The organism is Demequina sp., from assembly GCF_047975725.1.
Lineage (GTDB): Bacteria > Actinomycetota > Actinomycetes > Actinomycetales > Demequinaceae > Demequina.
Genome location: NZ_JBKEED010000036.1, coordinates 20,786 through 35,317, shown reverse-complemented (window position 1 = coordinate 35,317; position 14,532 = coordinate 20,786). Strand labels below are relative to the sequence as shown.

The 14,532-nt window shown below is 69.9% G+C and carries 18 protein-coding genes; 11 read left to right on the top strand and 7 right to left on the bottom strand.

The features are described 5' to 3' along the window. The first annotated feature begins 112 nt into the window (after positions 1-112). The 11 genes from nirB to ACK5NO_RS12905 are packed head-to-tail and all read left to right on the top strand — an operon-like array spanning position 113 to position 9,569. A complete protein-coding gene (gene nirB / locus ACK5NO_RS12955; protein WP_416813097.1) occupies positions 113-2,668 on the top strand; it encodes a nitrite reductase large subunit NirB in 2,556 nt (851 codons plus the stop codon). A gap of 29 nt (positions 2,669-2,697) precedes the next feature. Further along, a complete protein-coding gene (gene nirD, locus ACK5NO_RS12950) occupies positions 2,698-3,072 on the top strand; it encodes a nitrite reductase small subunit NirD (RefSeq protein ID WP_416813096.1) in 375 nt (124 codons plus the stop codon). Then, positions 3,069-4,289: a uroporphyrinogen-III C-methyltransferase gene (gene cobA / locus ACK5NO_RS12945; protein ID WP_416813095.1), complete on the top strand. Its 1,221-nt coding sequence runs from the start codon at positions 3,069-3,071 to the stop codon at positions 4,287-4,289. The genes nirD and cobA overlap by 4 nt, the downstream gene beginning before the upstream one ends. 10 nt (positions 4,290-4,299) lie before the next feature. Further along, positions 4,300-5,415, top strand: coding sequence for a uroporphyrinogen-III synthase (locus tag ACK5NO_RS12940; RefSeq protein WP_416813094.1), 1,116 nt, complete (start codon positions 4,300-4,302; stop codon positions 5,413-5,415). Next, positions 5,412-6,098, top strand: coding sequence for a sirohydrochlorin chelatase (locus ACK5NO_RS12935; RefSeq protein WP_416813093.1), 687 nt, complete (start codon positions 5,412-5,414; stop codon positions 6,096-6,098). Before ACK5NO_RS12940 ends, ACK5NO_RS12935 begins: the two co-directional genes overlap by 4 nt. Continuing rightward, positions 6,079-6,843, top strand: a complete 765-nt coding sequence (locus ACK5NO_RS12930; protein WP_416813092.1) for a HesA/MoeB/ThiF family protein — start codon at positions 6,079-6,081, stop codon at positions 6,841-6,843. The genes ACK5NO_RS12935 and ACK5NO_RS12930 overlap by 20 nt, the downstream gene beginning before the upstream one ends. Continuing rightward, positions 6,836-8,026, top strand: coding sequence for a gephyrin-like molybdotransferase Glp (glp, locus tag ACK5NO_RS12925; protein WP_416813091.1), 1,191 nt, complete (start codon positions 6,836-6,838; stop codon positions 8,024-8,026). Before ACK5NO_RS12930 ends, glp begins: the two co-directional genes overlap by 8 nt. After that, positions 8,023-8,502 carry a cyclic pyranopterin monophosphate synthase MoaC gene (gene moaC, locus ACK5NO_RS12920; protein WP_416813090.1) on the top strand — a complete coding sequence of 160 codons (480 nt, stop codon included), beginning with the start codon at positions 8,023-8,025 and terminating at the stop codon, positions 8,500-8,502. The genes glp and moaC overlap by 4 nt, the downstream gene beginning before the upstream one ends. Beyond that, entirely contained in the window at positions 8,499-9,062 is a 564-nt protein-coding gene (mobA, locus tag ACK5NO_RS12915; protein WP_416813089.1) for a molybdenum cofactor guanylyltransferase, read from the top strand. Before moaC ends, mobA begins: the two co-directional genes overlap by 4 nt. A 25-nt stretch (positions 9,063-9,087) precedes the next feature. Continuing rightward, complete coding sequence (locus ACK5NO_RS12910) at positions 9,088-9,336, top strand: DUF6457 domain-containing protein (RefSeq protein ID WP_416813088.1); 249 nt, start codon at positions 9,088-9,090, stop codon at positions 9,334-9,336. After that, a complete protein-coding gene (locus ACK5NO_RS12905) occupies positions 9,336-9,569 on the top strand; it encodes a MoaD/ThiS family protein (protein WP_416813087.1) in 234 nt (77 codons plus the stop codon). The genes ACK5NO_RS12910 and ACK5NO_RS12905 overlap by 1 nt, the downstream gene beginning before the upstream one ends. 25 nt (positions 9,570-9,594) lie before the next feature. Here ACK5NO_RS12905 and ACK5NO_RS12900 read toward each other — a convergent pair whose 3' ends face one another. Genes ACK5NO_RS12900 through ACK5NO_RS12870 form a run of 7 tightly spaced genes read right to left on the bottom strand, consistent with a single transcriptional unit; the run spans position 9,595 to position 14,523 of the window. Beyond that, positions 9,595-10,566 (bottom strand): ABC transporter ATP-binding protein, encoded by a 972-nt coding sequence (locus tag ACK5NO_RS12900; RefSeq protein ID WP_416813086.1) that lies wholly within the window; start codon positions 10,564-10,566, stop codon positions 9,595-9,597. Next, positions 10,563-11,363: an ABC transporter permease gene (locus tag ACK5NO_RS12895; RefSeq protein ID WP_416813085.1), complete on the bottom strand. Its 801-nt coding sequence runs from the start codon at positions 11,361-11,363 to the stop codon at positions 10,563-10,565. The genes ACK5NO_RS12900 and ACK5NO_RS12895 overlap by 4 nt, the downstream gene beginning before the upstream one ends. After that, the gene (gene modA, locus ACK5NO_RS12890) at positions 11,360-12,142 is read right to left on the bottom strand and encodes a molybdate ABC transporter substrate-binding protein (RefSeq protein WP_416813084.1); all 783 of its coding nucleotides are present in this window, start codon (positions 12,140-12,142) and stop codon (positions 11,360-11,362) included. Before modA ends, ACK5NO_RS12895 begins: the two co-directional genes overlap by 4 nt. Further along, positions 12,139-12,540: a TOBE domain-containing protein gene (locus tag ACK5NO_RS12885; RefSeq protein ID WP_416813083.1), complete on the bottom strand. Its 402-nt coding sequence runs from the start codon at positions 12,538-12,540 to the stop codon at positions 12,139-12,141. Before ACK5NO_RS12885 ends, modA begins: the two co-directional genes overlap by 4 nt. Positions 12,541-12,593: 53 nt before the next feature. Next, entirely contained in the window at positions 12,594-13,604 is a 1,011-nt protein-coding gene (gene moaA / locus ACK5NO_RS12880) for a GTP 3',8-cyclase MoaA (protein WP_416813082.1), read from the bottom strand. Continuing rightward, positions 13,601-14,029 (bottom strand): molybdenum cofactor biosynthesis protein MoaE, encoded by a 429-nt coding sequence (locus tag ACK5NO_RS12875; protein ID WP_416813081.1) that lies wholly within the window; start codon positions 14,027-14,029, stop codon positions 13,601-13,603. Before ACK5NO_RS12875 ends, moaA begins: the two co-directional genes overlap by 4 nt. Then, on the bottom strand, positions 14,029-14,523 hold the full coding sequence (locus tag ACK5NO_RS12870) for a MogA/MoaB family molybdenum cofactor biosynthesis protein (protein ID WP_416813080.1): 495 nt from the start codon (positions 14,521-14,523) through the stop codon (positions 14,029-14,031). The genes ACK5NO_RS12875 and ACK5NO_RS12870 overlap by 1 nt, the downstream gene beginning before the upstream one ends. Positions 14,524-14,532 lie beyond the last annotated feature (9 nt).

The window sequence follows — 14,532 nt, the reverse complement described above, 5'->3', positions numbered from 1 at the left end:
TTTTCGGGCGTTTTTCACGCATAGCCTCGGGTTATTCGGATCCCACCGCCGCGGCCCGCACACGGCGGGCCGGTCTGTCCCGGTGCAGGAGGGTTCCGGGAGGAGTAAAGCAATGAGTCCCGAGAAGGTCGTCGTCGTCGGTGCTGGCATGGTTGCCCACCGCTTCACTCAGTCGCTGCGGAGCAAGGACGTCGACGGACGCTTCAGCGTCGACGTCATCGGTGAGGAGACGTACGCGCCCTACGACCGCGTCGCGCTGACCAGCTTCTTCGCGGGCAAGAGCGCCCAAGACCTCGAGCTGGGCGAACCCGAACTGTGGGACGACCCGCTGGTGACCCTGCACCGCGACAGCCGTGCCGTGAGCATCGACCGCGCCGCGCGCAGCGTGACGCTCGCGGACGGCCGTGAGATCGGCTACGACCACCTGGTGCTCTCGACCGGCTCGTACGCGTGGGCGCCTCCCGTCCCCGGCGCTGACCTTCCCGGCGTGTTCATGTACCGCACGCTCGACGATGTCGCGCGCCTGCGCGAATGGGTCGAATCGCGCCGCGCCTTCTTCAACCGTCCGGTGCGCGGAGCCGTCATTGGCGGCGGACTGTTGGGCCTCGAGGCCGCCGGTGCGCTGCAGGAATTGGGCGCCACCTCCACCGTGATCGAGTTCGCCGACCGCCTGATGGCCTTGCAGGTCGACGAGTCCGGCGGCGAGGCGCTCAAGCGCCTCATCGAGCGGCTCGGCGTCACCGTGAAGTGCGGCATCGCGACCTCCGAGGTGCGCCCCGACCGCGACGGCAATGCCGGATCGCTGAAGTTCTCCGACGGCGGAGAGCAACTGGTCGACGTGGTGGTCTTCGCCACCGGCATTCGCCCCCGCGACGAGCTGGGCCGCGAGGCCGGCCTGAGCATCGGCCAGCGCGGCGGCATCATTGTCGACGACACCTGCCTGACCGAGGACCCACACATCAGCGCGATCGGCGAATGCGCCGCAGCGCCCGCGGACGGCCTGCTCAGCGTGGGGCTCATCGCCCCTGGTAACACCATGGCCGACGTCACCGTCGACCGCCTGCTGGGCGGCGAGGCCGCCTATGGCGGTGCTGACACGGCCACCAAGCTCAAGCTGCTCGGCGTGGATGTCGCGAGCTTCGGTGACGCGTTCGCCACGGCAGAGGGTGCGCTCGAGGTCGTGTACTCGAACCCGCTCAACGGCGCCTACAAGAAGCTCGTGCTGACCGACGATGCCTCGACGCTGCTGGGCGGCATGTTTGTCGGTGACGCCTCGGACTACGCGACGCTGCGTCCCATGGTGGGCTCGGAGTTGCCCGGCGACCCGTCGAGCTGGATCTTGCCCGAGGGCGCCGCTCAGCGCCCCGACCTCGAGCTGCCGGACACCGCGAGCGTGTGTTCGTGCAACAACGTCACCGCCGGCACCATCCGCGACGCCGTCAACGAGGGCGGCTGTCACGACCTGGGCTCGGTGAAGGCAGAGACCAAGGCCGGAACCGCGTGCGGATCCTGCCTGCCGCTGGTCAAGAAGATCATGAACGCTGAGCTGGCCAAGTCCGGCATCGAGGTCTCCAACGCCCTGTGCGAGCACTTCGAGATGAGCCGCGCGCAGCTGTTCTCCGCGATCCAGGTCAGCGGCCTGACGACCTTCTCCGAGATCATCGACCGGTTCGGTACCGGGCACGGCTGCGACATCTGCAAGCCGACCATTGGGTCGGTCCTCGCCTCGATCTACAACCAGCACGTGCTCGCGGACGACCGTGCGGCGCTGCAGGACACCAACGACCGCGTGATGGCGAACATGCAGAAGGACGGCACCTATTCGGTGGTCCCGCGCATCCCCGGCGGTGAGATTACGCCGGACAAGCTCATGGTCATCGCTCAGGTTGCCGAGGACTTCGGGCTGTACACGAAGATCACGGGTGGCCAGCGCATCGACCTGTTCGGTGCTCGCCTCGAGCAATTGCCCGCCATCTGGCAGCGCCTGGTAGACGCGGGCATGGAGTCCGGCCACGCGTACGGCAAGTCGTTGCGCACCGCGAAGTCGTGTGTGGGTTCGACCTGGTGCCGGTTTGGCGTGCAGGACTCGGTGTCCATGGCGATCGCGCTTGAGTTGCGGTACCGCGGCCTGCGCAGCCCCCACAAGTTCAAGCTGGGCGTCTCGGGATGCGCACGCGAGTGCGCCGAGGCGCGCGGCAAGGACGTGGGCGTCATCGCCACGGAAAAGGGCTGGAATGTGTACGTGGGCGGCAACGGCGGCTTCACGCCGGTCCACGCTCAGCTGCTGGTCGAGGACGTCGACGACGAGACCGTGTTCCAGGTCATCGACCGCTACCTGATGCTCTACATCCGCACCGCCGACCGGCTGCAGCGCACGGCGCCGTGGCAGGCGGAGTACGAGGGTGGACTCGAGGCGATCCGCTCGGTCATCGTGGACGACTCGCTGGGAATCTGCGCGGACTTGGACGCCCACATGGCCCACCACATCGACTCGTACGAAGACGAGTGGGCTGCGGTGCTCAGCGACCCCGAGCGCCTCAAGCAGTTCAGCTCCTTCGTCAACGCCCCCGACCTGGCCGACCCGTCGCTCGCGTATGTCGAGCAGCGCGGCCAGCGTCGCCCCGCGACCGATGCCGAGCGTGCCGACGGCACCCTTCTGACGCACTGACCCCCTGACTCATCGAGGAGATTCACGCCATGACCACCACCGCCCTTCCCTCCGGCGTTCGCGTGTGCGAGTACGACGCGCTCACTCCTGAGCTCGGCGTCGCGGCCATCGTCGAGGGCGTCCAGATCGCGCTGTTCCGCTTGTGGGACGGCTCGGTTCACGCCGTGCAGAACTTCTGCCCCTTCGCTGGAGCCGCCGTGATTTCGCGTGGCATCACCGGCACCAGGGGCGATGTTCCGACGATTTGCTCGCCTGTTTACAAGCAGGTGTTCTCGCTGGTGACCGGCGAATGCCTGGTCACCATGGACAAGGAACCCAAGGACGGCCACGGCGCCGACTTGGTCGTCTACCCCGTCACCCTCGACAATGGCCAGGTGTATATCGACCTGGCTGGTGGCAAGTGACAGCACTCTTCGGACTGGATCTGCGTGGCAGATCCGTCGTGGTCGCGGGCGCTGGCGCCGTGGCCTCCCGGCGAGTGCGCCGGTTTGTCTCCGAGGGAGCAGCCGTGACGGTGGTCGCGCCTGAGATCTCGGCCGACCTCGAGCGGCACGCGCTGCATGGTGACGTGACGCTGGTGCGCCGCGGCTTCATGCCCCGCGATCTGGATGGCGCGTGGTTTGTGCTGGCCGCCACGGACGACCCGGACCTGAACGACGCCATTGCGGCGTGGGCGCATGAGCGTCAGGTGTGGTGCATCGACGCTTCTGACGCCTCGCGCGGCAGCGCGCGTCAGGCCGCCATGTCCAAGCACGGCGACCTCGCGGTGGGAGTGCTGTCGCTCGACACGCCCGACCCTGGTCGCATCCGTGCGGTGCGCGACGCCGTCGCCGCCCACCTCGATGCGGGCGACGTGGACATGCGCCGCCGCCGTCCCGGCGCCGGGAAGGTCATTCTCGTGGGCTCGGGTCCGGGGGACCCGGGCCTCATCACGGTGAGGGGCCGTCAGGCATTGTCTGAGGCCGATGTGGTGGTCACCGATCGCTTGGGCGCCACCGAGTTGCTCGTGACCGTGCCGTACGACGTCGAGGTCATCAACGTGGGCAAGTCGCCCGACCGCCACCCGGTGCCACAGCACGAGATCAATCGGATCCTCGTCGAGCGCGCGCAGACGGGCAAGACCGTGGTGCGACTCAAGGGCGGCGACCCGTATGTGTTTGGACGCGGGGGAGAAGAAGTGCACGCGTGCATCGACGCTGGAGTCGATGTCGAGGTGGTGCCCGGCATCACCTCCGCGCTCGCCGTGCCCGCTCGCGCGGGTATCCCCGTGACCCAGCGGGGCGTCGCCACCTCGGTGCTCGTCACGACGGGTCACGCGGGGGCCGACAAGGCTGCCGTGGCAGCGATGGCTGCTGGCGCGACGGTGGTGTTCCTCATGGGCGTCAGCGCCCTGCCCGACATTGTGAAGGCGGCGCTCGCCGCGGGCTGCCGGCCCGAGACCCCCGTCGCGATCGTCGAGAACGGCACCACCGCGACCGAACGCGTGACCCACGGGACGCTCGAGGACATTGTTCTTCTTTGCGTCGAAACAGGGGTGAAACCTCCGGCCATTATCGTCGTCGGTGAGGTTGCGAGTCCCGGTCTCCTCGCTGGAGCCCTGGCCGCGACGCCCGAGCCGTAGGAGGACGGACGTGAGCCACGTGGGGGAGCCGCTTGCCGGTTGCGTGATGGTCATCACGGCGGATCGACGCAAGCGAGAGTTGGCGGCCGCGCTCGAGCGACGAGGCGCGCAGGTGCGCTTCGCTGCCGCGCTGTCGACCGTGCCGCACTTGAACGACGAGCGCTTGATCAAAGACACACGGGCGCTGATTGCGGCGCCGCCCGATGTGGTGGTCGCCACCACTGGCATTGGGTTTCGTGGCTGGATCGAGGCCGCCGATGCCGCGGGGATCGCAGAGGACCTGCTTGAGGTGTTGCGTGGCGCGCGGCTCATTGCCCGCGGCCCTAAGGCCCGCGGCGCCATCCAGCAGAACGGCCTAGAGGCGGACTGGGTGGCCGAAACCGAGACGGCTGCGGAGCTGCGCGACTATCTGCTGGCTGAGGGCGTCGATGGACTGCGGGTCGCCGTGCAGCACCACGGCAACGGCTCGGACGGGCTCGACGAGGCGTTCGAGGACGCCGGCGCGACGGTTCAGTCCCTGGTCATTTACGGCTGGGGTCTGCCGGCGGACCCGGTGCCGCACCAAGAGTGCATCAAGGCGGCCGCCGCTGGCGAGGTCGATGCCGTGCTGTTCACCTCGGCTCCCGGCGCGGAGGCCTGGATCGACGGCGTGCGTGACGCGGGCCTGCTCGAGGTGGTGCGCCAGCGGTCAGGTTCCGGCGAGCTGGTGCTCGCGTCGGTGGGACCGGTGACGGCCGCGCCGCTGGAAGACATGGGCTTGGCCACCTCCTACCCGGACCGGTGGAGGTTGGGCGCACTCGTGCGCGAACTGGTCAAGCACTACAGCGAGAACGCCGTCGGCATCGCTACCCCTGAAGGGCAGCTCGTGATGAGGGCCAGCGCCGCGGTGCTCGACGGCAGGGTGCTACCGCTGACCCCCACCGGCTTGGAGATTCTCCGGGCCCTTGCGAAGGCTGGAGGTAATGTGCTCACGCGTGAACAGCTCAGCGAACTGCTGCCCGGTGCTCAGGCGGGCCCGCATGCCGTGGAGGCGGCGATCAACCGGCTTCGTGAGAACGCGGGATCGCGCACCCTCGTGCGCACCGTCGTCAAGCGCGGCTACGCGTTGGCGGTGAGCGTCGCATGAGCGCCATCCTGATTGGCTGCGCCCACGGCACGCGTAGCGCCCAGGGCCAAGAGACGGTGCGGACCATCCTTCAGCAGGTGCGTGAGGCCATGGAGATCGACGTCAGGGAGGCCTTTGTCGACGTTCAGGAACCCACCATTGATGACGTGGTCGCCGCCATTCCCGCGAGCGAGCGGGCCGCAGCCGTCGTGGTGCCGCTGCTGCTGGGTGGCGGCTATCACGTGCACGTGGACATCGCGCGGGCGGTGAAGGACCGGCTCGACATTGTGGCCGCGCCCGCGCTCGGACCCGACTCTCGCCTGATCGACATTGTGTTGGACCGGGTGCGCCAAGCGGGTGTGCCCGACGATGCCACGCTCGTGCTTGCGGCGGCTGGTTCGTCCGATCCCCGTTCCCAAGCCGACACCGATGCCGCGGCAGAAATGCTGCGCTCGCGCTGGGAAGGGCCCGTGCGCATCGGCTTTGCGGCGGGGCCCAAGCCGTCGGTTGCCGAGGCGGTGGCTTCTGCGCGCGAAAACGGGGAGGATGGGATCGTGGCTGTTGCGTCCTACCTGCTCTCGCCCGGTCTGTTCCAGAACCGGCTCGCTGAGGCGGGCGCCGACTACGTCAGCGCGCCGCTCGCTCCCCATCCGATTTTGCTCGAGATCATCGCGGATCGCTTCGATGACGCCCTCTCCCTCTGACTCGCCGGGTCTGGACCCGTTCGTGCGCCAGCGTGCGCTGACGGGCTTTGGTGCCCGCGGGCAGCAGGCGCTGTCACAGGCGTCGGTCGCGCTGGTGGGGGTGGGTGGCCTGGGTTGCCCGGTCGCGCAGTATCTGGCCGCTGCCGGCGTGGGGCGGCTCACGCTTATTGACGCCGACCACGTCTCCGTCACCAACCTGCACCGCCAGATTCTCTTTGGGCCTGACTCCGTGGGACGGCCCAAGGTGCACGCGGCCGTGCGGGCGCTGCGCCTGATCGCCCCCGGAGTGGACGTGCGTCCGCAGCTCGTGCGGCTCGATCAGCACAACGCCAAGGACTTGCTGGCCGGACACGACGTGATCGTCGACGGCACGGACACCTTCCACACGCGACACCTGATCGCCGATGCGGCAGAAGAGTTGGGCATCCCCGTCGCCTGGGGAGCGGTGAGCGGGTGGCACGGCCAGGTCACGGTGTTCACGGGCGACGCACGCATGCGCGACCTATTCCCCGAGGAGCCGGGCCCCGACCTCGACACCTGCGAGGGTGGCGCCGTGCTGGGCCCGCTGTGCGGTCAGGTGGGCGCGGCGCTCGCCACCGAGGCCCTCAAGATTGCCTCGGGGACGGGTACCGCCCTCGCGGGCACGCTCGCGGTGGTCGACGCGCGCACGGGCCGCTGGCGCGAGATCGCCCTGGCCCCGGCGGCGCCCCGGAGCGCCGTGTCCTCGGAGCAGGCCCGTGCGTGATCTCGACGAGCACGTCGCCCACGCGCTGAGCCTCGTCGCGCCGCTTGCCCCCGTCACGGTGCCGTTGGCTCAGGCATGGGGCACCGTCGCCGCCGTCGATCACGTTGCCGTGAGCGCGAGCCCCGTCTTCGACAACTCGGCGATGGACGGGTATGCGGTCAGGGCCGCAGAGGTGGCGCAGGCTCGTGACGGTGCTCCGGTGACCATGCCTGTCACGGGGGAGACCGCTGCGGGTGGTGCACCGGGTGTCTTGGCGCCTGGCGGCGCCTGGCGGATCATGACCGGTGCGCCCGTGCCCGATGGGGCCGATGCGGTGGTCCCCGTAGAGATGACCGATGGGGGTCTCGAGACGGTCGCCATCACTGCGGCAGTGCCGCAGGGCAGGCATGTGCGCCTCGCGGGCGAGGACTGCGCGGTGGGCGACGTGGTGGTCAGTGCCGGAGCGGCGATGAGTGCGACGGCGCTGGCGGCGCTCGCCTCCGTGGGCGTGTCGCACGTCGCCGTCGTGGGTGCGCCGCGCGTGGCCCTTCTCACCACGGGGGACGAGCTCGTCGAGCCGGGTACCGCGCTGGAGCCCGGGCAGATTCCCGACTCGAATGGCACGCTGCTGTCGGGCTTGGTCCGTGAGGCTGGTGGCGTTCCCGTGGTGTTGCCGCGGGCGAGCGATGATCCCACGGGGCTGCGCGATGCCCTCTCCGGCGTCGACGCCGACCTGATCATCACTACGGGAGGCGTGTCCGTGGGCGCCTACGACGTGGTGAAGGCCGCGCTGTCGGGCGGCGACGTCGAGTTCGTCAAGGTAGCGATGCAGCCGGGCAAGCCGCAGGGAGTGGGTGTGCTCGATGGCACGCCCATCGTGTGCCTGCCGGGCAACCCCGTCAGCGTGCTGGTGAGCTTCGCGATGATCGTGCGCCCCATGCTGGATCGGCTTGCAGGGCGTGTCACAGGCGAGGTCACCGAGCACGCCACCGTCGTGGACGGGTGGCGCAGCCCTGAGGGGCGTCGCCAGCTCATGCCCGTGCGCTGGGTGGAGCCGGGTGCGGTGACCCCCGCGACGGCGGGCGGATCAGGCTCGCACCTGGTCGCGAGTCTCGCGCAGGCCCAGGCGCTGGCGGATGTGCCGGCCCACGTCGAGCACGTGGAGGCAGGCACTACGGTGAGGATCGTGAGGTGGAGCAGATGAGCGAGTTCACGCACTTGGACGGATCAGGCCAGGCGCACATGGTGGATGTGACCCACAAGCAGCCCACCGTGCGCGCTGCCGTCGCCGAGGGCTTCGTGGAGTGCGCTCCGTTGGTGGTGGAGGCGCTCCGGGACGGCGCGGTGCCCAAGGGCGACGTGCTCGCCGTCGCGCGGATCGCCGGCATTGCTGCGGCCAAGCGCACCCCTGAGTTGCTGCCGCTCGCGCACGTGATCGGCGTGCATGGTGTCACCCTCGATGCCGTGGTCGAGGACAGCGGCGTGCGCCTCACGGCGCGGGTGTCGACCGCCGACCGCACGGGCGTCGAGATGGAGGCGCTGACGGCGGTGTCCGTTGCCGCGCTCAACGTCGTGGATATGGTCAAGGGGCTCGACAAGTCCACCAGCATTCGTCAGGTGCGCCTGCTCGCGAAAGAGGGCGGTAAGTCCGGCACCTGGGAACGCCCCGCAGGCTCATGAGGGCCTTCGACGCGATCATCCTCAGCGGTGGCCGCGCGCAACGGCTCGGGGGAGTCGACAAGGGCGGCATCGACGTGGGGGGTCGCACCCTCATGGCCCACGCGCTCGACGCGACGGCCGGGGCGCGCGCCGTCGCGGTCGTGGGCCCTCCCATCGAGCGCTTTGGCATCATCTCCACGCGAGAGGATCCTCCCGGTGGCGGCCCGGTCGCCGGAGTTGCGGCTGGCCTGAGCGCCCTTGCGGGGGGAGTAAACACGGTGCTCGTGCTCGCCGTGGACGCTCCGCGAGCCGGTGCAGCGGTGCCCGACCTGCTCGCCGCGATCGACAGCGCAGAGGCGGCCATCGCGGTCGACGAGGACGGCAAGGATCAGCCGTTGCTCGCCGTGTACCGCCGCGCCGCGCTCGAGTCATCTCTTGCACGGCTCGGGTCGCCCGCCGGGGCATCCATGCGCCTGTTGGTGTCGCGGCTGGCGGTGACGCGTGTGCCCATCAAGCCGGGCGCCGCGCTCGACGCCGACACGTGGGCCGACGTGCGCGAACTGCGAGACAATCCATGGTGAGACGCACAACAGGGAAGTGGTGACGATGGCGAGCACGCAACTCGAATCTTGGTCCGACGCCGTGGCGCAGGAGTTGGGACTCGATCTAGCGCACGTCGATCCCGACGCGCTGCTGGACGTCGCACGTGATGCGGCGCACTCGGTGGCCCGGCCCGCGGCGCCGTTGACGACCTACCTCATCGGCTACGCCGTGGCCAAGGGCGCGAGCCTCGAGGAAGCCTGCGCGAGCGCATCGGCCCTCGCCCAGCGATGGACTCAGGAGATGCCTGGATGATGACCACCGTTCGACTCTTCGCCGCGGCCGCGGAGGCCGCCGGCACCGAACAGACCACCGTCGACGCGGGCACGGTGGGTGAACTCCGTGCAGCGCTCGTCGAGCTCCACGGCGAGGACCTCTCGCGGGTGTTGCGTCAGTGCGCGATCGTCGTGGGCGGCCACCGGGTGGACGACGACCACACCATCGGCGACGAACTCGTCGACGTGTTGCCGCCCTTCGCGGGCGGCTGACCAGCGCCCGTCGCTTACAGTCGAGTCAGGCTTCGTACGCCGCGAGACCGGGCGGCAGTGCAAACGCGACCGCTTGGCCTGGGCTCACCGCAAGTTCCGCCACGTCGATGTCTGCGGCGAGGTGCCGCCCTCGTACTCGCACGGCGTCGCCGCGTGGTTCGAGTGACACCACCTCGTCGTCGAGGGCTCCGGGGGTGCCGGACGCGACCAAGCGCACCGAGAGGGGCGAGATCGCGATCAGCGCCAGGGTGCCGTCCGCGATGCCTGAGGTGTCCGCGCTCACCCGTGCCCCCGATGCTATGACCATCGCGCCAGGCTCGGCCCGTCCCTGAAGGAGCAGGCGACCGGCGACCCGTGCGGCGAAGGGGGTACGGGGCCGCGCGAGCACTTCGTCGGTGGCGCCGTGCTCGGCGACCGTGCCCGCGTCGAGCACCATGACGTGTTGCGCGAGCAATCGTGCGTCGAGGGCGTCGTGTGTCGAGATCACCGTGGTGACGTCGCTTGCCACGCTCGCGAGCAGGTCGCGCACCTGTTGCGCGGCCTCGACGTCGATGCCGGCGAGCGGCTCGTCGAGCAGCAGCACGGCCGGCCGTGAGGCGAGCGCGCGCGCGATCGCGACGCGCCTGGCCTGCCCGGCGGACAGGTGCGTAGGACGCCTGCGCGCCATGTCCTCAAGCCCCACCCTGGCGAGCCAATCCGCGGCCTGAACCCGCGCATCGGCCCTGCTGGCGCCGCCGGCGCGCGAGGCGAAGGCGACGTTGTCGAGGACGGACATGGCGGGGAACAGGTCCTCGCCCTGGGTGACGAGCGCCATGCGCGGCCGATGCGCGGGCTGGCCGGACAGGCTGCTGCCAGGCAGCAGCCCTGCCAGCGCCGCCAGCACCGTGGACTTGCCGGACCCGTTGGGGCCAAGGAGGGCGAGCGTCTCGCCCTGGGGGACGGTGAGCGCGACGTCGACGCCGCGCTCGCGCACCACCACATGCGCGTCGAGGCTCATCGTGCCGCCTTGTGAGGCGTGGCGCGCTGGGCGAGCGGCCTGTAGGCGAGCGCCACCACGGTGACGGCCACGGCCACGAGCAGCACGGACAGCGCGACGGCCGCGTCGGCATCGGTCTCGCGCTGCAGGTAAATCTCGAGCGGCAACGTGCGGGTGACGCCAGGCATAGAGCCAGCGAAGGTCAGCGTCGCGCCAAACTCGCCCATCGCGCGAGCAAACGTCAGCACCGTGCCGGTCACGAGAGCGGGCCTGAGCGCCGGCAGCGTGATGCGCCACAGGGTGGTCGAACGGGACGCCCCCAAGGTGGTGGCGAGCGACTCGTGATGCCCAGTGCGGGCCCCGACCGCAGACTCCACCGACAGCACCATGAACGGCATGGCGACAAAGGTCTGGGCGAGCACGACGGCCGCAGTGGTGTAGGCGAGGGAGATGCCCCATGCCTCGAGGTGCTCGCCCACCAGGCCGCGGCGCCCGAAGGCGTACAGCAGTGCAAGGCCGCCCACGACGGGCGGCAGCACGAGCGGCGCCAGCACCAGTGCGCGCACCACGGGCTTGAGGCGCGAGTGCCACGAGGCCAGCGCGTAACCCAACGGGACCCCGAGCAGCAGGCACAGGCAAGTGGTCACGGCTGCGGTGCCGAGGCTGAGGGTGAGCGCGGAGACGGCGGATTCCGAGGTCAGCAGTTCCGGCAAGCGCGACCACTCGAGCCGCCCCACTGTCGCGGCCAGCGGCAGCAGCACCACCGAGGCCGCGACGAGCGCCAGCGGGACCAGCCAGCGCGGCATTGCTGAGGTCACGGCGCTCCGAAGCCTGCCGCCGCGAGAGTCTCCTGGCCCTCGTCGGACAGCACGAGGTCGACGAACGACTGCGCGAGGTCGGGGGAGTCGCCGTTCGTGAGTGGGGCGATGGGGTAGAGGTTGATGGCGGCATCGGCTCCGTCAATCGTGACCTGCTCGACATCCTCGGAGCGGGCGACGTCGGTGACGTACACGACCCCCGCATCGGCCTGCCCGGAAGCGACCTTGCCCAGGACGTCGGTCACCGAGTTCTCCTGCGAGGACGGCGCGAGGGCAATGCCCTGGAGGTCGGCGAGCTTCACCGTCGCGGCGCCACAGGGCACCTGCTCCGCACACACCACCGACACCACGTCTTCGCGAGCGAGGTCCCCGAGACCTGTGATGTTCAGGGGGTTGCCCGGTTCGACGATGACCGTCAGAACGTTGGTGGCAAAGATGCGAGGTTCGGCGGCGGTCTCCTCGAGTGCGACGTCCATCTGCTTCTCGTTGGCCGAGGCGAACACGTCTGCGGGCGCACCCTCCAGGATGGTTGCCGCGAGTTCGGAGGAACCACCGAAGACCGTGACCACGTCGATCTCGGGGTGGGCGGCCTCGTAGGCGGCTTCGAGGTCGCCGAAGACCTCGGTGAGCGATGCGGCGGCATAGACCGTCAGCACCCGCTCGTCGGGGGCGGGGGCGGGGGTGTCGGTGGCTGCCTGGTCCGCGTCGGCGGCGGAGCATCCTGCGAGGGTGAGCAGCGTGGCGGCCGCCGCGAGGCCCGTGACGAGTGTGCGCTTCATGACTTGTCCGATCGTTCGATGATGACGGTGGTGGCCTTGACGACTGCGGTGGCAACGGAGCCGGGCACCAGTCCCAGGTCCCGCACGGCCTCGGTGCTCATGAGCGAGACCACTCGGTGGGGCCCGCACTGCATCTCCACCTGGCTCATCACGACGTCCGAGGTGACGGCGGTGACGATGCCCACAAACGTGTTGCGCGCGGAGCGGGCGACCCCCGTGTCGTCGGGCGCGGCGTGGGCGCGCTGGGTCGCGAGCCGGGCGACGTCCACGCCGTCGATCAGGTGGCGGCCCGAGCCGTCGACAGTGGTGGGGATGGAGTCGGTGTCGATCCACCGGCGGACGGTGTCGTCGGAGACGCCGACGAGCGCGGCGGCCTCGGAGATTCTCAGATGCGGCATGGAATAAACCATATCGCCGCAGATGCGGGACGCGTGGCGGGACTTTGGTCCCGTTATCCGCCGATCGCGCTCATGGGTCGGTCGGGCTGCAAGAAGCCGGGGTCGTCGATGTCGTGCCCCGGCTGCTTGAGTTGCAGGCACGCCGCGATGGCCGCGGCGAGGTCCTCATCGGTCGCATCGGAGCGCACGAGCGCGCGCAGGTCTGACTCCTTGCGAGCAAACAGGCATGCGCGCAGTTGGCCGTCGGCGGTCAACCGCACCCGGTCGCACGTGCCGCAGAACGGCGCCGTGACGGAGGCGATCACGCCCACCGAGGCCGGCCCGCCGTCGATGTCCCACACTTGAGCAGGCGCGGCACCCCGATCGCCACGCTCGGTGAGCGTCCAATGCTCGGTCAACTGCGCGAGGATCTCCTCGCCCGTGACCATCTGCTGGCGGTCCCACGTGTGGCCCGCGTCCAGCGGCATCTGCTCGATAAAGCGCATCTGGTAGCCACGCTCGACACAGAACCGCGTGAGGTCGACGATCTCGTCGTCGTTGACCCCCCGCATGGCGACGGCGTTGATCTTGATGGGCTTCATGCCGCTCGCATGCGCGGCCTCGATGCCCGCGAGCGTCTCGGTGAGCTTGTCACGCCGGGTGAGCTCGTGGAATCGGTCGCGCCGCAAGGTGTCGAGCGAGACGTTGACGCGGGTGAGCCCGGCGTCGTGGAGCGCATCGGCCAGCGACGGCAGCCGCAGCCCGTTGGTCGTGAGCGAGATCTCGGGGCGGCCCAGCGGGCCGCTCAGGTGCGCGAGCCGGTCCACCACGTCGACTACGTCGGGCCGCAGCAGCGGCTCGCCGCCCGTGAGCCGAATCTCGTCGATCCCCATCTCGACGGCGACCCGTGCAATGCGCACCAACTCATCGGTGCTCAGCATGGTCTCGCGCGCGAGCCACGGCACCCCGTCTGCCGGCATGCAGTACGTGCAGCGCAGCGAGCAGCGGTCGGTGAGCGAAATGCGCAGGTCGCGGTGGACCCGACCAAAGCGGTCAGTCAGCCCGGGGTGGCGCTTGTCATTCACGAGATGCCTACCCAGGTGTGCGTGCCGTCGCGCAGAATCTCACGCTTCCAGATGGGGACCTCGGCTTTGACCCGCTCGACCACCTCGCGGCAGACCTCGAACGTCTCTGCGCGGTGCGAGCCCGCAGCGGCGACCACGATGGCCGCGTCGCCCACGGCGAGCAGCCCAATGCGGTGCGTGGCGGCCACGCTCACGGGAAAGGCCGATGCGCCCGTCACCTCGCGCACAATCCGCGCGAGGATCGCTTGGGCATCGGGATGCGCGGAGTAATCCAGGTGCGTGACCTCGCCCTCGACGGAGGGGTCGTGGTCGCGCACCTGGCCCAAGAAGGTGGTGACAGCGCCATGGGTGGGGCCGGTGACGGCGGCAATGTGCGCGTCGACCGACAGGGGAGCGTCGCTGATCCGGGCGAAGGCGACGGTCATCAGTGATCGCCTCCATCGACCTGGCTGAGCAGGTGTGGCACCACGGTGAGCAGTGTCGCGATGCCCTCGCTCGCACCCCGCTGCGAGCCGGGGAGGTTGACCACGAGGGCCGGCCGTGGTCCCGCGGTAAGCCCTGCACGGCCGCGGCTGAGCGCGGCGGCGGGTGTGGACTGCGCTCCCTCGCGGCGGAGCAGTTCCGCGACCCCGGGAAGGTCGCGCTCGATGAGCGGCGCGGTGGCCTCGGGTGTGAGGTCGCGGGGGGCCACTCCCGTGCCGCCCGTCGTGACCACCACGCGTGCGCCGAGCGCGATCGCGGCCTCGAGTGCCATGCGCACGCTGTCGACCCCGTCAGGGACCACACGCGTGGTGACGTGCGCGCCTTGGCCAGCCAGCGCATCGGCAATCGCCGGGCCGGCGGTGTCGTCGGCCTCGCCACGCGCGCGCCTGTCAGACACCGTGATGACCACGGCGCTGAGGCCTGCCAGATCGCTCACGCGATACCT